Origin of the sequence: Arthrobacter sp. B1I2 (assembly GCF_030816485.1) — a bacterium.
Taxonomy (GTDB): Bacteria; Actinomycetota; Actinomycetes; order Actinomycetales; family Micrococcaceae; genus Arthrobacter.
The window spans coordinates 274989-296235 of record NZ_JAUSYC010000001.1 but is presented as its reverse complement, the minus strand read 5'-3'; the positions used below and the strand labels follow the sequence as shown (position 1 = coordinate 296235).

Below are 21247 nucleotides of genomic sequence, written 5' to 3'. Positions count from 1 at the left end.
CACTTTTGGTCCCTAAACCCAGAGGATAGGGACCAAAAGTGATGGCGCATCTTGGGGTTAGCCGCGCAGGCAGGCGCGGTAGGCGGCCATGGCCTGCCCGTAGTTCGCCTGGCCCCTCACATCAGCCGGGCGGGCGGGCTTGACCGGCGGGACGCAGACCGGCTGGGCCGGGGTCTCCGCACCGACCAGTACCGCCACCTTCACCACGGTGCCGGATTCGACGGCGGTAAGCACCAGCGTGGCCATTCCCTCCGGCGCACCTGCGGGAACCGCGAGGTTCACGGACGCTGTGCCGGCGGCCACCGGAACGGTGCCCAGTTCGGTCACCGTGCCCGCGGCGTCGATGAACGAAGCGGACAGTGCCGTGTTCACCGGGCTGCCGAGCGAGGTCAGGTCCAGCTTGGAAACCGCCAGCGTGACCGGTTCGCCGGGCCTGACCCCGGCGGCGGTGGTGTTGGTGACAGCCACCGAACGCCGGGCGAAGTCCGGCGAAACCGGGCTGCTCTTCTGGAGGTACCCGATCCAGGCGTCCCGGTCCACCAGCCCGGAATCCCGGGTGCTGGTGCCCTCGGTAAAGATCCGGAAGTTGTCGCCGCCGGTTGCCAGGAAGCTGAACGTGCCCACCCGGTAGGACTTGGCCGGGTCCAGCAGTTCGCCGTTGACGCGCACGGAGGTGATGCGGTCACCCGCTGCACGGGCCGCGTCGTAGGTGTAGTTCACGTTCTTGGACAGGCCCAGCTGCAGGTAGGCGCGGCTGGGAACCGTGCCGTCCGGGTTGGTCTGCCACTGCTGTTCCAGCAGGGTCTTGAACTGGGCACCGGTCAGGGACGTGGTCCACAGGTTGTTCACAAATGGCAGCACCGCGTTGGCTTCGGCATAGGTGATGGTGCCGTCCGGTGCGTAGTACAGCTCGTTGCGCAGCCCGCCGGGATTGACGACGCCGATCTCCGCCCCGCCGAGGTCGGCGGGCTTCAGCGAATCAAGCAGGGAGTCGGCCACCAGGTTGCCCAGGGTGGACTCACTGCCGCGGTCATCGCGCTTGGCGGTACCGGTGGCATCGGCGGTGAACGCGGTGGTGATGTCCTTGGTGACCGAGCCGATGGGCTGGTTGCCAACAACAGCGGCGTCCGCAAGGGCCTTCTTGACGATCGCGTCGACGGCGGCCACCCGCGGGTAAGCGGCAAGCAGGCCAGCAGCTGGATCCGTGGTGCGCTTGACGTTTCCGGCCTTGTACGCGGTCACCTGCTTGCTGGCAGTGTCCACCGTCAGCTGGATCTGGCCCACGTTCTCGCCGTAGTTGCCGGTCTGCACGATGGGCCGGGTCTTGCCTGCCACGCCGGGCACGGGTGCGTCCCAGGCATATTCCTTGTGCGTGTGGCCGGTGAAGATCGCATCCACCTCGGGAGACGTTTCGGTGACCAGCTTCGCGAACGGCCCGCCGGCTGCCACTTCCTGCTCCAAAGTGGCGCCTTCCACCACGCCGGAGCCGGCGCCGTCGTGATCCTCCACGATGATCACGTCGGCCAGCTTGTCCGCCGTGATCTTTGCGGCCACCCGGTTGATGGCATCCACGGGGTCCCCGAAGTCGAGATCGGCGATGCCGGCCGGCGTCACCAGGGACGGGACCTCCTGGGTGACCGTGCCGATGACGGCAACCTTCACGCCGTTCAGGTCCAGCACCGTGTACTCCGGAAGCACCGGTTCGGTGGTGCCCTTCCTGTAAACGTTCGCACCCAGGTACGGGAACTTGGCGTTGGTGCCGCCCGCGATGACGCGGTCGCGCAGGTCCGCCCAGCCGCCGTCGAACTCGTGGTTGCCCACAGCAGACGCCTTCAGTTCCAGGGCGTTCAAAACGTCAATGGTGGGCTGGTCCTTGGCAACCGCGGAGGCGAACAGGGAGGCGCCGATGTTGTCACCCGCGGACAGGAACGCGGTAGCGCCCGGAGCGGCCGCGGCGCGCAGCTTCTCGATGGTGCCGGCGAACTGGACCGTGTTGGTGTCGATCCTGCCGTGGAAATCGTTGATGTTCAGGAAATTGAGGTCGACGCTGGCAGGCGCGGAAGGCAGGTCCAGCCCCACCACCACGGGGTCGTGGTCACTGGCACGGAACTGGTCCGGGACATAGTAGTTGGTGACGTTGCTGTTGTAACGGCTGTATTCCAGCGCCACGGATTCAACGGAGTTGATGTTCCAGATGTCCGCTCCGGTGACCACGGCGTTGGCTGCCGGGGAAGCCAGGATGTGGTCCAGGGAGCCCACCAGGCCGCCGAAGAGATAGGAGTGCCTGGCTGAGCCGTCAGCGTTGCGTGCCTTGTCGTCCTGGTTGACGTAGCCGGCGCCGGTCAGGAGGTTGATCGGGTCTTCTTTGCCATACGAGTTGAAATCACCGATGAGGAACACCTTGTCGGTGCCCTTGCTGGCCTGCAGGGAGTTGGCGAAGTCCAGCAGTGACTTGGCCTGGGCGGTGCGGGCGAGGTTCGACGCGCCCTGGCCCTTGTCCGTGTCGTCCGGCGTTGCCGCCGAGCCCTTGGACTTGAAGTGGTTCGCAATGGCGATGAACTTTTTGTCGTCAGAACCGCCGGCGGGCTTGAACACCTGGGCCAGCGGCTTGCGTGCGCTGGCGAAGGCCACGGTGTCGTTGTGGATGATGGATTCACCCACGGGTTCGGCAACGGCCAACTTGAAAATGAACGCGGTGCGGATCATGTCCTCGTCCGTCAGCGGCGGAGCGTTGGCCGGTGAGCGGACGTAGTCCCAGATGCCGGGTGTGGGGATGTTGAGGGCCTCCACGAGTTTGGCCAGGGCGTCGTCGCGGTTCTTGCCGAACTGGGCCGAGTTCTCGACTTCCATCAGGGTCACCACGTCGGCGCCCGACTTGGTGATCGCGGCGACGATCTTGTCCTGCTGGCGCTTGAAGTTCTCCGCGTTGGCCGCACCGCGGGCGTCACAGCCGCCGCGGACGGTGATCGGGTTGCCTTCGCGGTCCTCGTAGAACGTGCACCCGGACAGGGTGTCGCCCGTGGTGGGGAAGTAGTTCAGGACGTTGAAGGAGGCGATCTTCACGTTGCCGCCCACGGCTGCGGGGGCCACAGTACGGGTGGACCCGAAGGTGGCCGGTTGGACCGCCGCCTTATTGGCCCCGGTCAGGTGGGTCAGGGGCTGGAGCTTCCAGGAGTTGTTGGCGTAGCCCAGCACCACGTTGGTGGCGAAGCTGACCGGTGCGCCCACCCGGACGGGGTCCGTGGTGGTGAGGTACGGCAGGACCTCGGCCTTGGTGGCGGCGTCCTTGAGGAAGTTGGTGCTGGACCCGTCGTCGAGCTTGATGCCGCGGGCAGCGTTGTCAGCCACGACGGCGGCGTACTCCGCTGAGCCGTAGGGCGCCACTGCGGTGGGCTGCACCAGCGGGGTTGTCCCGCCGGCCAGGCCGATCTCGCCGTACTGGTTCAGGCTGTAGTTGTCGCTCACGGTCAGGGGTCCGTGAGGTGCCAGCAGCATGCCTTCCAATGACTCACGGAAAGCCTCGGTGGCGGGCAGGGTGAAGATGGTGGGCTTGACCTCGGGTGCGGCTTCGGTGAGCTTGACGAGGCCCGACGCCGCGGTGACGTTGAGCTGGGTCATTCCGTAGTACTCAGCCACGGTGCCCGTTACCTGCACATAGTCACCGGCCTGCACCGAACCCACGGTGGCGGGGGAGTAGACGAAGATGCCGTCGGAGGCGGCATGGCTGCTGGCCGTCAGGTCTCCGCCCGTGCCGGGGGTCTGGATGTAGTAGCCGTTGAGCCCGCCCGTGGCGAACGCTGCGGTGACTTTGCCTGTGGTGGTGACGGTGGCGCCTGTCAGGGGGCTTTCCGTCCCGGTGCCCTGGATCTCAGCGATGACTTTGGCTGCCGGGTCGGGGGTGGGGACCGGCGTCGGATCCGGAGCGGCGCCGCCGGAGGACGTTGGCGTGATGGCGGCACCGAGGGTGAAGTCCGCGGCGTTGCTGTTGCTGTCCGTGCCGGCGGTCCTGTTGAGGCTCTTCACGTCGGTGTTTGACGCAGGTGCCGCGGCGGCCCGGGTTTCGAAGGTGTTGGAGGTGCCGTAACCCAGCAGGTCAGCCACGCCTGCCGTTTCCACCACGGAGCCGGTGGGAAGGCCGACGGCGGTGGGCTGCTTGGCGAGGACGATGGTGCCGTTGCTGCCGCTGAAGTTGAGGGCGCCGGCAACGAGGTCCGGCGACGGCAGGTCGGCGCCGGTGGCGCCATTGCTGCTGCCCTGAACCAGGTAGTAGCCCTTGGCGGGGATGGAGCCCTGCAGGGCAGCCACTCCGGTTGGAGCCGCCGTGCCGGTGCCGGAGCGGTACTGTACGGACCAGCCGGCCAGGGAAACGGGAGCGTCGGAGGTGTTGTACAACTCCACGAACTTGTTCTTGTAGGCGGCGCCGCTGCTGCCGCCGCTCAGGTAGGCCTCGTTGATGACAACGGGGGAGGTGCCGGCCGCGGCTGAGACCTCCGCGGCCGCCGGGACAGCTGCCAGCGGGGTGGCGATGAGCCCCGCGGACAGCGCTGTGCCCAGCGCTAACTTCCAAGGTGTTTGATGCATCCGCTCTTACTTTCATTGAGGTGTCCCCTGGTGGGGGGACCCGGTGGAGTGCGTCCGGGTTGTGCCGATCGGACTGCGGCCCGGGTCCTGCTCCTGGTCAAGTGGTTGTCCGGCTCATGACAACAGCACTGAATGAACGCAGGGTGGCTAGCGCGTGCATTCGGCGGGACGTTCCCCAGCGGAGCGGCCCGCCCTCCGGCCCGGGGCTTCCGTAGCCCGAACCGGAGGTGCTGTTGGCGGGAGTGATGGCGCCGGCGAACACGGGGGTGTGCCGGCAATCACAAACGATACCCGCGGGTAGCTTTGGGTCCTGGGTTTGGCGGCGGGTTACTCCAAAGAATTTACGTCTCCGCAACACGGCAGGACGGGGCTGGCCGCTTAAAGCAAAAAACCCCTGGCGGCCGGTGCCGGCTGCCAGGGGTTCCCTTGCGGAAGGTAAGAGATTCGAACTCTTGGTACGGGGTTACCGCACACTGGTTTTCAAGACCAGCTCCTTCGGCCGCTCGGACAACCTTCCTCAGCTAGTAGTGTTTCATAGGCACTTGCCTGCAACAAAACAGGGCCGGGGAAGCTGTCCGGTGCACACTGGTTGCAGCCAGGATTTGAGTCAGGAACGGGAGAGGTCCATGAAAGCCGTCTACATATCGGAGCCGGGCGGCCCGGAAGTGCTGGAAGTCCGGGACGTGGATGCTCCGGTGCCCGGCCAGGGTGAAGTGTTGATTGATGTGGTGGCTGCCGGCCTGAACCGGGCCGATGTCCAGCAGCGCCGGGGTTTCTACCCTCCGCCTCCGGGCGCTTCAGAGATCCCCGGGCTGGAAGTGTCGGGTCGGATTGCGGGCTTTGGGCCAGGCGTCAGCAAGCCCTTCTCGCTGGGGGACAAGGTGGTGGCCCTGCTGGCCGGCGGCGGCTACGCCCAGCAGGTGGCAGTTCCGGCCGAGCAGGTACTGCGGGTGCCGGAAGGGGTGGACCTGGTCACTGCGGCTTCATTGCCCGAGGTGGCCGCCACGGTTTACTCGAACCTGGTCATGACGGCGCAGCTGCAGCCGGGAGAGACCGTCCTTATCCACGGGGCCACCGGCGGTATCGGCACCATGGCCATCCAGCTCGCCAAGGCGTTCGGCGCCAGGGTGGCTGCCACGGCCGGTACCGACGAGAAGGTCAGCACCGCCAAAGCCTTCCTCGGGGCGGACATTGCCATCAATTACGCCGAGGAGGACTTTCCGGAGAGCCTTCGCCGGCAGAACGCCGGCAAGGGGGCGGACGTCATCCTGGATGTGGTGGGCGCCAAGTACCTCCAGCAAAACGTGGACGCCCTGGCTGATTACGGGCGCCTGGTGGTGATCGGCCTGCAGGGCGGCACCAAGGGCGAGCTGGACCTGGGGCTGCTGCTGAAGAAGCGTGCGGCAGTGGTGGCCACTGCCCTGAGGCCCAGGCCGGTGGCGGAAAAGGGTGCCATTATGGCTGCTGTCCGGGACGCCGTCTGGCCGCTGGTGGCCGATGGCAGGATCCGCCCGCTGGTTGCCAAGACATTCCCGCTGGACCAGGTGGCTGAGGCCCACCGCTATTTCGACAGCGGCGACCATGTGGGCAAGGTCCTCCTGGTTATGTAGCAAGCCGCCTTGCATACCCGGTATTGCATCCCGCTGTCCGGGGCGCTAGGGTGACTATACGCGGTATGCACGGGTCTTGGGGGCCTGTGCATACCGGTAGTGACCAGCCCGGGGGAGCAAAATGTCCATTCGCCACAGCCTCCTCGCCCTGCTGCAGGACCAGCCGCGCTACGGCTACCAGCTGCGGGTCGAGTTCGAGAACCGCACCGGAGCCACCTGGCCCCTGAACATCGGGCAGGTGTACACCACCCTTGACCGGCTGGAACGCGATGCCCTGGTGGCCAGGGAAGGCGACGACGGCGAAGGGCACGTGGTGTACAGCATCACCGCCGCCGGCAAGGCCGAGGTGCGGAGCTGGTTTGCTGCCCCCGTGGAGCGGAACAACCCGCCGCGCAATGAGCTCGCCATCAAGCTCGCGCTCGCCGTCACCCTGCCCGGGGTGGATGTCCAGGCAATTATCCAGGCCCAGCGGGTGGCGTCCATCAGGGCCCTGCAGGACTACACGAAAGCGCGCCGCGACACGGCTGCAAACCAGCGCGCCACGGACACCGCCTGGCTGCTGGTCCTCGATTCCCTGATCTTCCAGACCGAGGCGGAAGTCCGCTGGCTGGACCTCTGCGAAGCCAGGATGGTCCAGCAGGCGCAGGCCGCGGCCGCTGCTGCAGCCAGGAAACCATCCAATGGGGCCACGGAAGACGCCCCGCTCAACGCGGACAGCCGCCGGTGAGCGTGCAGGGGCCGCAGCAGGTCCTTGAACTCGCCAAGGTTGGCAGGACGTTTGGGGAAGGCGCGACGGCGGTCGCCGCACTCCGCGACGTTGACCTCACCATCTCCGCGGGGGAGTTCGTGGCGGTCATGGGCCCGTCGGGCTCCGGCAAGTCCTCCCTCCTGGCCCTTGCCGGCGGTCTGGACCGGCCGACGTCGGGCGCTGTGTACGTGGAATCCGTGCCCCTGGCGGGCCTGGGCCTGAATGATCTGGCCCGCCTGCGTCGCCGCGCCGTAGGCTACGTCTTCCAGGACTTCAACCTCGTCCCCACGCTGACCGCCGCGGAAAACGTGGCGCTGCCGCTGGAACTTGACGGAACATCAGCCAGGAAAGCCCAGCGGCAGGCCGCGGATGTGCTCCGGCAGGTGGGAATCCCGGAACTGGCAGACCGCTTCATGGACCAGATGTCCGGCGGCCAGCAGCAGCGCGTGGCCATCGCCCGGGCCATCGTTGGGAAGCGGCGGCTGATCCTGGCCGATGAGCCCACCGGTGCACTGGACTCAACAACAGGCCAGGGGGTCATGGAGGTCCTCCGGGCGCGGGCCGACGCCGGCGCAGCGGTCATGCTGGTCACCCACGAGGCCAGGCATGCCGCCTGGGCGGACAGGGTGGTATTCCTTCGGGACGGACGCGTGATTGACCAGGCCGCCGCCATGCACGATCCCACGATGCTCCTGACGCAGGCCGGACTCTGATGCCGGTGGACCTGGCTCCGGTGCCACGAGGCCGCCGGGGCAGCTATCGGGTTGCCCTGCGGCTGGCCCGCCGCGACATCGTCCGCCACAAGGGGCGGTCGCTCCTCATCATCCTTCTGATCATGTTGCCCGTGGCCGGGTTGACCGGGGCCGCCACCCTCTACCAGAGCTCGCAGCGGACACCAGGGGAGATTGCCCGTTACGAACTGGGCAACACGCAGGCAAGGTTCAGCGTCCTGCCGGTTCCCAACGCGGACTCGCTCCAGGACCCACTCAACGACGCCGTGGTCGCCTCCAGTACCGGCCGCTCTGATCCGGACTTCCGGCCAAGCGATCCGCGCGATGTCATTCCCGCAGGCTACGAAGTCCTGCCGCAGAGGATGCTTACGCTGACCACCAGCGTGGGGGAGGCGCTCGTTTCACTGCAGGGCAGGGAAGTGGATGCGCTCAACCCGGCCTTCACCGGCAAGTTCCGCCTCCTGGACGGGCGGGCGCCCCGCGGCGGTGCGGAGGTGCTGGCTTCACCCGGGCTGATGGAGCGTTTCCACCTAACCGTGGGACAGGAATTTACGACGTCGGCAGGAACCTTTGTCCCGGTGGGCACCATCCGCGACGCCGGCGCCGCGGACAGCAACAGCTTCCTGTACCTCCAGGCCAGGCAGGTGCCTGCGGACCTTAACCCCGGACCGCAGACCCGCCAGTCCGTGTCCTACTACCTTGCGGGACCGGAACCGGTCACCTGGCAGCTCATCAGGGAGGCCAACAGCAAGGGCGTGGGTGTGCTGTCCCGCAGCGTCGTGTTGAATCCCCCGCCCCCTGGGGAGCGGACCGTTCCGGGTTCCCGGCCGCGGGACGATTCCTCCACGGCGGTGGCCGTTTACGCCACCTTCGGCCTGGTCGGTGCGCTCGCACTGCTGGAGGTGGGCCTGCTGGCGGGCGCTGCGTTCGCTGTCGGGGCCAAGCGGCAGGTGCGGGAGCTGGCACTTCTGGCCTCGGCGGGGGCTGAAAGTTCCACCATCGGTGCCGTCGTCACGGCAGCCGGGCTCTGGCTTGGCGGCCTTGCCGTGGCGGCAGGCGCCGCGGTGGGGCTGGGGGCCGCAGCCGTCGTCGTCCAGGCAGTCCGCGCCACGGGTTCCGCACGCATGGCGGGCCTGCATCCGGAATTCCTGCTGACGCCCGTCGCCATGGCGATGGGCCTGGCGTCCTGCGTCCTCGCGGCCGTGGTGCCCGCCCGCCAGGTTTCCCGCCAGGCGGTGCTGGGTGCGCTCAAGTCCGGGCGGGCGCCGGCCGGGAGGGGGCGGTGGACAACCCTGATCGGTGTGGTCACGCTGATGCTTGCCGCCGGACTGCTGGCAGCCGGCTGGCTGCTCAGCGGGTCCACCGCGGACCCGGACCGGCAGGCGGAGCAGCTGCCCCTGGTGGTTACGCTGCTGATACTGGGGGCCGTGCTGGCTGTTATCGGCCTGGTGCTGCTGACGGGCTGGGTCATCCTCCGCTTGACGTCGCGGACGCAGTGGCTGTCCCTGCCCCTTCGGATGGCGGCACGGGACTCGGCCAGGAACCGCGGCCGGAGCGTTCCGGCCGTTGCCGCCGTGCTCGCGGCCGCCACGCTGGCAAGTGCCGCTTTGGTGCTCTCAGCCAGCCAGCAGGCGGGACTTCGGGAATCACATTATTGGAGCGGGTTGGAAAACCAGGCGTACCTGCCGCTGGCAGTGGACCAGCCGCCGTCGCCCCTCGACGGCAGCAGGCGGCCTCGGCCTCCGGTGCAGGTGGATCCGGCCGTGCTCTCCAGTGCCGTGGCCGATGCCTTGGGAACTGTTGACTGGACACATGTCGTGACGGCACCGGAAAGTCTCCGCACGTGCACTTATGGTCCCAACGACCTGGCCCTGCCTGCCCGGACGGCCGCCAGCAATTGCCTCAGGTATTCACTGGCCAAGCCCCAAGCCAACGAGTGCCCTCGAACGCCGCAGGGAAGGATGACGGATCGAGGGGACTGGCGGTGCCGGGGTTCAATGGCCCGCCAAGAGGCGTCCGACCAGGCCATCCTGGTGGGCGGCGAAGCGGACATCCGTGCCGTGCTGGGACGTGATGCTTCAGCCGAGGCGTTGGGGGTGTTGAAGGCGGGCGGGATGGTTGTCACCAATCCGGTCTTCGTCAGCGGGGGACAGGTGCTGCTGCAGGCACAGGACGTGCGGACGCAGGTGCCGGCCGCGTCAGGACCCGCCTCTGTCCACGCAACGGTCAGGAGCGATTCCCTCGCCGCGGCAGTGCTCGAACCGGTTGTCCCCGTTCCCTATTACGGCGTTGTCTCGCCGGAAACCGCTGAGAGGCTGGGGCTGCACCCGGCGCCGGCCGGACTGTTGGTGCAGCTGGCAAAGTACCCGTCTGAAGCCCAGGCCGATGCCGCCGCCGCAGCTGCCGCGGCGGTCTACAAGCAGCCCGGGATGGGTTTCCAGGTTGAGCCCGGGCTTTCGCAGGCCAACGGGTGGATCAACTGGTCCATTGTTGCCGCCAGTGCGCTCATCACGTTCAGCGCAGCGGGCATTACCACCGGGCTGTCCCTGGCGGACGGCCGCAAGGACCACGCCACCCTTGCCGGGGTGGGTGCCTCGCCAAGGCTGCGCAAGGCTTTGGCAGGTTCGCAGGCCCTTTTCACAAGTGGCGTCGGTGCTGTCCTGGGGGCGCTGGCCGGATTGGTTCCGGCGGTCCTCCTTGTCCTGTCCACGGAGATGCGGCATGCGGTGGAGGTTCCCTGGCTGCAGCTGACTGTCCTCGTGTCGGCCGTGCCCTTGGCCGGAGCGGCCCTCGCCTGGACTTTCACCCGCTCCGGCCTGCCCCTGTCCCGGCGCGGCCTGGGCCAGCGGCATTAGGAAACATTATTGGGTCTTTTTGATCGCCGGCATGAGGCCTACGGTGGGGTGCAGAAGCCGCCGGCCGGGCGGGGGAACTTAACGGAGGAACCTCATGACAACACACGTTGCAGACTGCAGTGTCACCCGTTGTTCATTCAACGACCACGAAGGCTGCACCGCGCACGCCATCACCGTTGCGGGCACGCAGGACCACGCATCCTGCGCCACGTTCATTGAAACCGGCATCCACGGCGGCCTTCCCAAGGTACTGGCGGATGTCGGCGCCTGCCAGCGTGCCGAGTGCGTCCACAACGACCACCTGATGTGCAACGCTCCTGAGGTGCATGTGGGACCCGGCGCCGACAACGCCGACTGCCTCACCTACGCGCACGCCTGACATTCCCTGTTTCCATCCCTAAGTCGTGGCTCCCGTCCGGAATACCGGACGGGAGCCTTTTACTGTTGGGCCGCCGTCGTAAAAGCCCGTTCCTGCTCATTCACCGCCGGGCCGCCGCCGCTCACCGCACAGCCCGGCGCCGCGCCGCCGTCGGACGTTCCCGGCAGGAGCGGCGTTGATAGGGTGCCCAATAGCAAAAGCGGGAAAACTCTCAAGGAGGAGACATGGCCGGAGTGCCTGACCAGCGGAAGAGCGGATCCCGGGCGGAGGGCGGGCTGGCTACGGACCCGGATCTTCCCCCGCCCGCTGTGGACGAGGCACGGCTCGAAGCCGAAGACCGGAGATGGACGCCAGGCAAGATCGCGCTATGGGCCGCCATCGCCCTGCTCGGCGGGGTGGCATGGTTCATGCTGGCGATCGTCCGCGGTGAAACCGTCAACGCCATCTGGTTCGTCTTTGCCTCCGTGTGCACCTACCTCATCGGGTACCGTTTCTACTCCAAGGTGATCGAGCGCTACATCACCAGGCCCGACGACCGCCGCGCCACCCCCGCCGAATACAAGGCGGACGGCAAGGACTACGTCCGCACGGACCGCAACGTCCTGTTCGGCCACCACTTCGCCGCCATCGCCGGCGCCGGCCCCCTGGTGGGACCGGTCATCGCAGCCCAGATGGGCTACCTACCCGGCACCATCTGGATCATCGTCGGCGTCGTCTTCGCCGGTGCGGTCCAGGACTACCTGGTGATGTTCTTCTCCATGCGCCGCGGCGGCCGCTCCCTCGGCCAGATGGCCCGCGAGGAACTCGGCGTCATCGGCGGCACGGCCGCCCTCATCGCCACCCTGCTCATCATGGTGATCATCGTGGCCATCCTGGCGCTCGTCGTCGTCAATGCCCTGGGTGAAAGCCCGTGGGGCGTGTTCTCCGTCGGCATGACCATCCCCATCGCCCTGTTCATGGGCGTCTACCTCCGTTACCTGCGCCCCGGCAAGGTCATGGAAGTCTCGATCATTGGCTTCGTCCTGCTGATGGCCGCCATCATCGGCGGCGGCCTGGTGGCCCAGACCGAATGGGGTGCCACCGTATTCCACCTGGACAAGGTGACCATCGCCTGGGGCCTCATCGTCTACGGCTTCATCGCCGCGATCCTGCCCGTGTGGCTGCTCCTGGCACCCCGGGACTACCTGTCCACGTTCATGAAGATCGGCGTGATCGTCATGCTCGCGCTGGCCATTATTGTGGTCCGCCCGGAGATCACTGTTCCGGCGTTCAGCGAATTCGCCAGCCGCGAGAACGGCCCGGTATTCCCCGGCGCCCTGTTCCCCTTCCTGTTCGTCACCATCGCCTGCGGTGCCCTCTCCGGCTTCCACGCGCTGATCTCCTCCGGAACCACCCCCAAACTGGTGGAGAAGGAACGGCAGACACGCTACATCGGCTACGGCGGCATGCTCATGGAATCCTTCGTAGCCATCATGGCCCTGGTGGCAGCAATCTCGATCGACCGCGGCCTCTACTTCGCCATGAACGCCCCCGCGGCACTGACGGGCGGGACTGTGGAAACGGCCGCTACCTGGGTCAACGGCCTGGGCCTCAGCGGCGTCAACATCACGCCCGGCCTGCTGAGCGAAACCGCCGCCAACGTGGGCGAGCAGAGCATCGTGTCCCGGACCGGCGGCGCCCCCACCCTGGCCGTGGGGCTGGCCCACATCATGCAGCAGTTCATCGGCGGGACGGCCATGATGGCCTTCTGGTACCACTTCGCCATCATGTTCGAAGCCCTCTTCATCCTCACCGCGGTGGACGCCGGCACCCGAGTGGCCCGGTTCATGCTGCAGGATTCCATCGGCAACTTCGTACCCAAATTCAAGGAAGCCTCCTGGCGGCCGGGCGCCTGGCTGTGCACCGCGATCATGGTGGCAGCCTGGGGCGCCGTGCTGCTGATGGGCGTCACCGACCCGCTGGGCGGCATCAACACTCTGTTCCCGCTGTTCGGCATCGCCAACCAACTGCTTGCCGCCATTGCCCTGGCCGTCTGCCTGGCCATCGTCGCCAAGCGCGGCACGTTCAAGTACCTGTGGATCGTCGCCCTGCCGCTGGCCTTCGCCGCGGTGGTTACCATTACGGCCAGCTACCAGAAGATCTTCTCGCCCGTCCCTGCCGTGGGGTATTTCGCGAACAACGCAGCCTTCAGCAAGGCGCTGGCCGACGGCAAGACAGAGTTCGGCACCGCCAAGACTGTGGCCGCCATGGAAGCTGTGGTCCGCAACACCGCCATCCAGGGCTGGCTGTCCGTGATCTTCGTGGTGCTCAGCATCATTGTGATTGCGACGGCGGTACTCGCCACGGTCAAGGCGTTCCGGGACAGGGCCGCCGGGACAGCCACCACCGACAACGAGGATCCGGCTGGTCCGTCCCGCGTCTTCGCCCCCGCCGGGCTGGTGCCCACCGCCGCCGAACGTGAACTGGCCGCTCAGTGGGAGAAAGTGCCCGCCGAGGCCCGCCTGGAACGGACCCGGCACTGATGAGCGCCGGCATCGCCCTGGTGGCCAGCGGGTTCCGGGGGGTTGCCCGCTATCTGGGCGGCGTCATGGGCGCGGACGCCTACGCCAAGTACCTGGAACACCACAGGGCAGCCGGGCACGGGGAACCGCCCCTGAGCGAACGCGAGTTTTGGCGGGACCGCACGGACCGCCAGGACCGCAACCCGCAGGGCAGGTGCTGCTGATTGAGCCGGCAGCGGACAGGCCCGCCCCGGGGCTGCCATGGTGGGCCCCGGGCGGATGGGCCGTGAGAGTATGAACGCATGAGCGATCCCAATGACACTCAGGCACCTGAGGACCTCCCGGTAGAAGGCACTCCCGTTGACGACACCCAGGACCCTGTCCAGGCTCCGCCCGCCACGGACGGCAAGCCCAGGGCCAGCAATCTGCAGGACCTGGTGGACGAGCCGGCCAAGGTGATGCGGATCGGCACCATGATCAGGCAGCTCCTCGAAGAGGTAAAGTCCGCGCCGCTGGACGATGCCGCGAGGGGCAGGCTGGCTGCTATCCACGCGCGCTCCATCAAGGAGCTGGAGGACGGGCTCGCGCCCGAGCTGGTGGCGGAACTGGACCGGATCAACCTGCCGTTTTCCGGCGATGCCACCCCCTCTGACGCCGAACTCCGCATTGCCCAGGCGCAGTTGGTGGGTTGGCTCGAGGGGCTGTTCCACGGAATCCAGACCGCCATCGCGGCCCAGAACGCAGCCCGGGAACACGCCGCGGCGCAGCTGCAGCTGCGCCAGTTGCCGCCTGGCACCATGATTGCGCCCGGCGTCGTCATTGGTGAAAACGGCGAGCCACAGCGTGCCCCTGCCGGGGTTCGGCCCGGCGCGCCGGCAAGGCCTGCCCAGCGTGACGACCCGGATCACGGTCCGGGACAGTACCTGTAGGTTCCGTTTGGGCTTTTTCAGCGCCGCCAGGCAGGGGCGCAAGGATGACGCGGAACTGGGCAAGGGGTTGTGGCGCCGCGCGCACGACCGCTTCCACCGGGGACTGGACCGCTTCCACCAGGTACTCGAGGGCGTGGAGGATGACCAGCTGTACGGCGAGCTGGTGGAAATCGCCAATGAACTGGCTGCCCAACTGCAGCGGGTCCGGGCGGTTTGCATGGAGGCACAGCGGCGTTCGCCCAGTGACGGCCTGGACATACCGGCTGCCCTGGCGAATGTACATCGGTCGCTGTCCAAGGCCGGAAATTCGCTGGCCACTACGGCTGAAGCGGCAGCCATGCTCCGGCTCGCCGTAGGGCCGGTGCCGGTAGGGGCGGCGTCCGTCCGGCGCCGTGCTGAGGCCGTGTTCCAGCAGGTGGATGACGCCGAGAGGCAGCTCCGCGGGGAATAGCTTGGCCGGTGCCACGAAAATATTCCCGATTCGGCAGGTGAATATTGCGGTTAAGCGGGTGGCTGACATAGACCCGAATGGGCCCCGGACGCGATGGAGGTTTGGCAGGATGAAGTCATGACTCTTTCACCTACCTTGACTTTCAACGACGGAAACACGATTCCCCAGCTCGGCTACGGTGTGTGGCAGGTTGAGGACGGCGTGGCTGAAAAGGTTGTCCGCCAGGCGTTCGAAGCCGGCTTCCGCCACATAGACACGGCAAAGATTTACGGCAACGAGGCCGGAGTGGGCCGCGCCATCGCCAGCTCCGGCCTCTCGCCGGAACAGATCTTCATCACCACCAAGTTGTGGAATGCGGACCAGGGTTACGAGTCGACCCTCGCCGCCTTCGAGGAATCCATGGACCGGCTTGGCCTCGAAACGCTGGACCTCTACCTGATCCACTGGATGCAGCCCAAGCAGGACAAGTACGTTGACACCTGGAAGGCGCTGATCGAGCTTCAGAAGCGCGGCCGGGTGAAGTCCATCGGCGTCTCCAACTTCACAACCGAGGGCCTGCAGCGCCTGATCGACGAAACCGGAGTGGTTCCGGCCATCCACCAGATCGAGCTGCACCCCTACTTCAGCCAGCGCGAACTGCGTGAATTCGGCGCCACCAAGGGCATCCTGACCCAGGCATGGTCCCCGCTGGGCCAGGGCGGGGAACTGCTGGAGGACTCCACCGTCAAGTCCATCGCCGCCAAGCACCAGGCCACCCCCGCGCAGGTGGTCATCGCCTGGCACCTCGCGATCGGCAACGTGGTGATCCCCAAGTCCGTGACCGAGTCACGCATCAAGGAGAACTTCGCAGCGCTTGAGGTGTCTTTGGACGCCGAGGACGTTGAAGCGATCAACAAGCTTGACCGGACCGCCAGCGGCGAAGGCCGCATCGGACCGGATCCGGCAGTCTCCGACTTCGCCTAACCCGCGACGGCGGCACCGGCCCACCCCGCCGGCGGACTTCCGCCGAACCAACGTCAGCCCGCGCTGCCGGCAACCGCCGGGCAGCGCGGGCTGACGCCTTTAACGTGTCTAACGTGGCTGGTGCACTGGCTTGGCCAGGCCCCACGGCCTTTAACGGGACCGGTCAGGCAGCGATTTGGACGCGCTCCACGGTGACGGCGGCCACCACGGCCCAGTTGTCTTCACCGTGGCTGTGCCTGCAGGCGAAGCGCTCGGCCTCTTCGAGGGTCTCAAAAACCTCGGAGCGGGCGCGGCCGCAGTCGGCGTCGAAGTACGTTACGTGAAATTCCTGTACGGCTTGGTTTTCCATAGATCCAGTGTGCAACCGGGGTCTGACATTTCATGGAACCGGCGCCGCGTGTTTGGGAGACTCGGACTTGTTGGGAAGAACTTCCGGTAAGGAATCAGTTCCAGTGACGGGGCGCCCGGACCAGGACTTCACGGTGGTGCGCGGGGTAAACGCACGATCTCGAGTTCGGAGCTGTCGAGAAGGCGGCGGCTCCCTGTCAGGGTGTCCAGGATCCAAAACGATCCGTGATCCGGGGCGATCTCCGTAACGGGTCCGCGGTGGACCAGACTGCTCCCATAGAAGGCTTCGATGGCGTCACCTGGTGAAAGTTCATTACAAGTACCGACAACAGTTTGCTCATTCCGGGCCATGACCTCGTCCTTTCCGATCAAAGTACCTACGAGTAAGAATGCTGGTCTGAGGTTTACCCCACATGTCCTCAAGATGATCTTTCGCCGACGATTGAGTGGATAGGACGAATGAGCGGATAGGACGAAGCCATTCGCAAATGGGAGCTCCTATTCACACTCCGGCCGGGTGCTCACGATCCCGCCGGCGCAGACCGCACCTTCAGCGCGAGCGCGGCCAGCGCCAGCATTCCGAGCCCGGCCCATGTGAGGGTTCCAGCCCAGATCTCGGGGGAGAAGCTGAGCGCCCCGTCGTGCAGCGCCACGCCAGCGAAATAGGGTGCCCAGAAGGCGACGGGGGTGAGGCCTGCCGCGGTCATGAGCCTTGCGGGACGGTCCGGTGCAGGCCGTACCACGGCCCACACCACTCCTACGAGGACGGAACCGGCGAAAGCCACCGGCACGAGCCAGGCATCCCGCAGGGCCACCATGATCTGAAGGGCTGCGGAGGGGACCAAGGCCATCGCCGCGGGTACCGCGGCCGGCAGCCGCCACCGCAGTGACAGCAACAGGACGGGAACGAAAAGCACGCACGTTGAGACGAGGAACGATGCCAGGGAGATCATGATGCTTGACGACGTCGGAACCGTCACCGCAGGCTGGGTCCCGGCGGTGCTTGTGAAGGTCTGGATGAGCCCATGGCGGGCGAAGACCGCGAACTCCTGCAGGATGAACGCTGCAACCATCCCGGCAAGCAGGGCACTTCCGAACGCCGGCATCAGTTGTTGCCACGGCCGCGTGGGCGAGTGCCACGCGGCGGAGAACGGCGCGCCCAGGATGAGGAAGGCGCCGGTGGCGAGCCCCAGGTGGGACGGGCTGAACAGGGCGCTGATGTTCTGCTCAATGCCGAACACCGAATGCCAGGCAAAGTCGCCCGCCCCGGAGGCCAGGAAGAGCGCCACCCCAGCCACTGCAGCCCCGTAGCCGGCGGGCACCGCTTCCGCCCACCGTGTACCTGGAGCGCGCCGGCGCCAGGTCAGGGCGGCGATCCAAACGGCACAGACCGCGAAGCCGGAGTACAGGATCGCGTGCCACGGCGTGAAGAACGTCTCCAGGTCGCGGAGGTTGTTGTGGGCCCAGCCGTCAATATAGGTCCCGGTGAGGAGCCACACGCCGGCCGCGAGGGTGACGGTATCTTCAACGGCTGTCGTGGGCCGGTGAACCGATACCGGCGGAATGGCAAAGGCGGAGGCTGCTGCGGCGTCCATAGCTCCACAGTAGGTCCCGCCGGCGCCCGGAGCGAGAGGGTTTCCCAAATGCGGTGGCGTTCCTCACGTGTTGCCCAGCCGGAGTACGCGTTCCTGGGCCAGCATGGCGGTGCGGGTGGCTTTGTCCGCTGCCCGTACCGCCTGTTTCGCTTCCGCGGAGGTAGCGGCAAGCCGCTTGCGTGAGCGCTCCAGGCTTTCCTCGGCAACCTTGAGCCGGTTCCGAAGCTCAGCCGTTTCCTGCTGCAGTTCCGCGATTTCCGCACGTGTCTGCTCCGCCTGATCCTGCAGTTCACCGGCCAGCCGGGAGGCCTCTTCTTCAGCGGCCTGCGCCTCGGCCAGGACAGCTTTGGCCCTTTCCAGCGCCGGGGGTGAGGCCGGCCGGGGAGTCTGCCGCACTGCCTCAAGCCGGGGCTTGGTGGGCTTTGGCCTGGAGGTTCGCTCCGCCGTCGTCCGCTTCTCCGACGCTGTCGCCTTTGAAGCTGTCGCCCTCGGCGCTGTTGTCTTCAATGCAGCCGGGGGAGTACGGACGGGACGGGTGGATGGCGTGGCCGGCAGCAACCCGGGGAGGGCCACCGCCCCGTCCAGGTCGACGTCGTTCACGCCGTCGGCGGACAGGACTTTCAACAGCCGCCCACTTCCCACGGCAGCCGCCGCGCCCTCATCCGCCGTCAATGCGCGGAGGGTCTCCTCAACGTCGGAGGCCATCGCGTCGCTGATGGAGCGGCCCTGCTCCTGGGCCACAGACCGGGCGGTGTCCACGGCGTCGGCGAGCATGGTGCGTCGCTCCCGGCCCAGTTCACGGAAGGAAGCCGCGTCCAGCGAGTCCTGGGCAGCCCGCATCCGCACCCCAAGTCCGTCCAGCCCGGCCAGCACCTCGGGGCGGTTCCGGACAAGCATGTTGACGGCCCACGCGGCTACGGATGGTTTCGGCATGGCGCGGACAGCTGCTGCCAGATCCTTGTCCTCCCGGGCAGCGTCCTTGGCCGCGGCGGCCCGGGCCGCAACGAAGTCGTCCAGCGCCCCGCCGTACAGCCGGTCTGCAATGTCCGCCAGGGCTTCGTCTTCCATGCCGCCATCTTAGGTGCCGCGCGATAGGGGCCGGCCCATGCCGCCGTCCCCTGTTGCTCGCCCACCGGGCGCGGTATGTTGCTCGAATGGACGATTCATATCAGGTCATCGTGGTTGGCGGGGGCTTCGCCGGAAAGACGGCGGCTGAGGAGTTGGGCCGCAAAGGCGTGCGGGTGCTGCTGCTCGACGCCAACAATTACCAACAGTTCCAGCCGCTCCTTTATCAGGTAGCTGCATCGCAGATCGGCGTTTCCGCCGTAACCCGGCCACTCCGGTCGGAATTCCGCAGGATCAACAACGTCCGGGTCCTGACAGCGGAGGTGACCGGGATCGACGCGGCCAACCGCAGCGTTACCACCGCGGACGGCTCCCGTTACCAGGCCCGTGCCCTGGTCATCGCCACCGGTGCGGTGCCGAACTTCTTCAACACCCCAGGGGCTGAGGAGCACGCCTACCCGCTGTATTCGGTGGCGGACGCAACACGCCTCAGCGCGGCTATCACTGCCGTGTTGGACGAGGCCGACCGCGAGCCCTCGGCGGAGGCTGACGTGATTGTGGTGGGAGGCGGCCCCACAGGCGTGGAGACTGCCGGCGCCCTTGCAGAGAACGTCAAGTACATCCTGCCGAAGTACTTTTCACCGGGGCTGGCTGCCCGATGCCATGTCCACCTGATGGATATGGTGCCGAACGTGCTTGCCGCCTTTTCGGAAAAGTCGCAGGCGTATGCCCGGGACCGCCTGACCAAGCTGGGCGTGCAGCTGCACATGGGCCAGGCAGTCGGTGAAGTCCGCCCGGACGGGGTGACCCTGAAGGACGGGACCGTCATTCCTGCCCGGATCGTCGTGTGGGCCGGTGGCCTGCAGGCGGGCCGGATCATTACCGGGTCTGGCCTCAAACAGGGCAGGGGTGGCCGCGTGGACGTGCAGCCCGACCTGACAGCCCCTGACTTCGACGGCGTCTACGTCCTGGGGGACTCCGCCAACATCACCGATGCCGACGGGAACAAGCTGCCGCAGCTGGGATCGGTTGCCCAGCAATCGGGCAAATGGGCGGCGCGCAACATCTACGCCGACCTTACCGGCGGTGTACGGGAGCCGTTCCGCTACTGGGACAAGGGGTACATGGCCATGGTGGGGCGCGGCGCCGCCGTCGCGGAACTGGGGCGCCGGCGTCTGCAACTGCAGGGGCCCCTGGCGTTCGTATCATGGCTGGCGGTCCACCTTGCCCTGCTGCCCGGATTCCAGCAGAAGGTCAGGGCACTGTTTTCCTGGGCGAACGGCTACGTCACGCACAGCCCCGCCCAAGTGGTGGTGGGCAGGCCGGATTAGTCCCTGCCAATTCCTGCTGGACGTGCCCGACCGGACCCGCGCGGCTGCACTTGACCGGCGGCGTCGTAAGTTCTTTGTGTAACTCAGGAGGCAGCCCGCCATGGCCGTGAACAGGCCCCGCACGAATGTCTCCTTCTCCGGCCCGTCAGGGCGTTCCCCGCTCTCTGTTTATTTCTGTAACCGAGGTCCCAAGGGGTTCATATCAAGCTGCGCGTTCTTCCGTAGCAGTCGCCGGCGGCCCAGCCACACTGCAGCGGCCATGAGGCCCAGGACGTCGGCGAATCCCAGGATCGCCTCCCACGGCAGCTCGATGTCTCCGTTGCGGAGGTTGTTATAGAACGAGCCCAGTGGCGTGAGCAGCGGCCATAACACGAGGACATTGCGGACCAGGGCGAACGCGACCGCGTACAGCACACCAAGCCCAAACAGGAAGACCATTCCTTCACTGGCCATCCCGTAACCGACGTGGTAGGCCGCGTACAAGCCAGCTGCGATCGCTATGCCCGGAGCCTCACCGAAACTCGCGCCCAGGCGCTGTTGCACGAAGCCACGGAAGAACACGGTCTCGAAGGCACCTACAGTCAAAGACATAACGAGCAAAGGAACCCAGCCCACAGGTGCCGGCAGGGAGTAGCCGAAGAGTGTGATGGCAAACTGAATCGAAGCCAGGATCAGTCCAAGCACGACCGCCTGCTTCCAGTTCCGCAACCCCAGGCCCAGATCGGACAATGGGCGCCCTCGCTTGACCGTGTAGAACACCGGCACTGCGACCCCCAAGACCAGGCCTGCACCAAAGCAGAGGAAAAGGCCCAGAACGTTGGCCGCTGTGAACACGGTGAAGGCTAGGCGGAACAGCGCCACGATGGTGATGTACAGCGCTGCCACCACCGCCAGATCCAGCTTGTCGACGATCCCCCGCCGCCACGCCACCCGCCCGGTTAGAACGGCAAGCAGCAACGCGGAGGCCGGGACCGCCACTCCGTAGACCGTCAGGTCAAGGAAAGCCAAAGACAACATTGCAGCCACGAGCCACGAAGCCCACATCCAGGCGCGCCAGCCTTCAATTCGCGTGATTATCATCAGGACCGACCTTTCGTCGTGTAGACAGTGTGGCCCGCATGGGTCCCTGTTGATAGGGCATTTAGCCAGGGGTATGGATA

16 protein-coding genes and 1 tRNA gene are annotated in these 21247 nt (G+C 66.6%); 11 read left to right on the top strand and 6 right to left on the bottom strand.

Going from position 1 to position 21247, the window contains the following annotated elements:
* Nucleotides 1-57 precede the first annotated feature (57 nt).
* Nucleotides 58-4581 (bottom strand): ExeM/NucH family extracellular endonuclease, encoded by a 4524-nt coding sequence (locus QFZ57_RS01305; protein ID WP_306897383.1) that lies wholly within the window; start codon nt 4579-4581, stop codon nt 58-60.
* Between the two features lie 429 nt (nt 4582-5010).
* Nucleotides 5011-5098: transfer RNA gene (locus QFZ57_RS01300), tRNA-Ser, on the bottom strand.
* A gap of 109 nt (nt 5099-5207) precedes the next feature.
* On the opposite strand from QFZ57_RS01300, the gene QFZ57_RS01295 reads away from it, so the two are divergent.
* The 10 genes from QFZ57_RS01295 (at nt 5208) to QFZ57_RS01250 (ending at nt 15748) form a co-directional block, all read left to right on the top strand.
* Nucleotides 5208-6191 (top strand): NAD(P)H-quinone oxidoreductase, encoded by a 984-nt coding sequence (locus QFZ57_RS01295; protein WP_306897381.1) that lies wholly within the window; start codon nt 5208-5210, stop codon nt 6189-6191.
* Nucleotides 6192-6312: 121 nt separating this feature from the next.
* Nucleotides 6313-6918: a PadR family transcriptional regulator gene (locus tag QFZ57_RS01290; RefSeq protein ID WP_306628685.1), complete on the top strand. Its 606-nt coding sequence runs from the start codon at nt 6313-6315 to the stop codon at nt 6916-6918.
* A complete protein-coding gene (locus QFZ57_RS01285; RefSeq protein ID WP_306897380.1) occupies nt 6915-7652 on the top strand; it encodes an ABC transporter ATP-binding protein in 738 nt (245 codons plus the stop codon). The genes QFZ57_RS01290 and QFZ57_RS01285 overlap by 4 nt, the downstream gene beginning before the upstream one ends.
* Nucleotides 7652-10525, top strand: a complete 2874-nt coding sequence (locus QFZ57_RS01280; RefSeq protein WP_306897378.1) for a hypothetical protein — start codon at nt 7652-7654, stop codon at nt 10523-10525. Before QFZ57_RS01285 ends, QFZ57_RS01280 begins: the two co-directional genes overlap by 1 nt.
* A gap of 94 nt (nt 10526-10619) precedes the next feature.
* Entirely contained in the window at nt 10620-10904 is a 285-nt protein-coding gene (locus QFZ57_RS01275) for a DUF1540 domain-containing protein (protein ID WP_306628682.1), read from the top strand.
* Between the two features lie 224 nt (nt 10905-11128).
* Nucleotides 11129-13426: a carbon starvation CstA family protein gene (locus QFZ57_RS01270; protein ID WP_306897375.1), complete on the top strand. Its 2298-nt coding sequence runs from the start codon at nt 11129-11131 to the stop codon at nt 13424-13426.
* Nucleotides 13426-13629: a YbdD/YjiX family protein gene (locus tag QFZ57_RS01265; RefSeq protein ID WP_306897374.1), complete on the top strand. Its 204-nt coding sequence runs from the start codon at nt 13426-13428 to the stop codon at nt 13627-13629. Before QFZ57_RS01270 ends, QFZ57_RS01265 begins: the two co-directional genes overlap by 1 nt.
* Before the next feature lie 78 nt (nt 13630-13707).
* Nucleotides 13708-14334, top strand: coding sequence for a bacterial proteasome activator family protein (locus QFZ57_RS01260; protein WP_306628679.1), 627 nt, complete (start codon nt 13708-13710; stop codon nt 14332-14334).
* A 7-nt stretch (nt 14335-14341) separates the two neighbouring features.
* Complete coding sequence (locus tag QFZ57_RS01255) at nt 14342-14785, top strand: hypothetical protein (protein ID WP_306628678.1); 444 nt, start codon at nt 14342-14344, stop codon at nt 14783-14785.
* 117 nt (nt 14786-14902) lie between these two features.
* Nucleotides 14903-15748, top strand: a complete 846-nt coding sequence (locus QFZ57_RS01250) for an aldo/keto reductase (RefSeq protein ID WP_306897371.1) — start codon at nt 14903-14905, stop codon at nt 15746-15748.
* Between the two features lie 163 nt (nt 15749-15911).
* Here the strand turns inward: QFZ57_RS01250 and QFZ57_RS01245 are convergent, their stop codons facing one another.
* The 3 genes from QFZ57_RS01245 to QFZ57_RS01235 all read right to left on the bottom strand — a co-directional run bounded on the left by QFZ57_RS01245 (nt 15912) and on the right by QFZ57_RS01235 (nt 18759).
* A complete protein-coding gene (locus QFZ57_RS01245) occupies nt 15912-16097 on the bottom strand; it encodes a hypothetical protein (protein ID WP_306897369.1) in 186 nt (61 codons plus the stop codon).
* 520 nt (nt 16098-16617) lie between these two features.
* Nucleotides 16618-17691 (bottom strand): hypothetical protein, encoded by a 1074-nt coding sequence (locus QFZ57_RS01240; protein WP_306628674.1) that lies wholly within the window; start codon nt 17689-17691, stop codon nt 16618-16620.
* Between the two features lie 63 nt (nt 17692-17754).
* Nucleotides 17755-18759 carry a hypothetical protein gene (locus tag QFZ57_RS01235; protein ID WP_306897364.1) on the bottom strand — a complete coding sequence of 335 codons (1005 nt, stop codon included), beginning with the start codon at nt 18757-18759 and terminating at the stop codon, nt 17755-17757.
* Nucleotides 18760-18845: 86 nt separating this feature from the next.
* Here QFZ57_RS01235 and QFZ57_RS01230 point away from each other — a divergent pair, with 86 nt between their 5' ends.
* Entirely contained in the window at nt 18846-20087 is a 1242-nt protein-coding gene (locus QFZ57_RS01230) for an NAD(P)/FAD-dependent oxidoreductase (protein ID WP_306897363.1), read from the top strand.
* Nucleotides 20088-20255: 168 nt separating this feature from the next.
* On the opposite strand, the gene QFZ57_RS01225 is transcribed toward QFZ57_RS01230, so the two are convergent.
* Nucleotides 20256-21167: a CPBP family intramembrane glutamic endopeptidase gene (locus QFZ57_RS01225; protein ID WP_306897362.1), complete on the bottom strand. Its 912-nt coding sequence runs from the start codon at nt 21165-21167 to the stop codon at nt 20256-20258.
* Between the last annotated feature and the right edge of the window lie 80 nt (nt 21168-21247).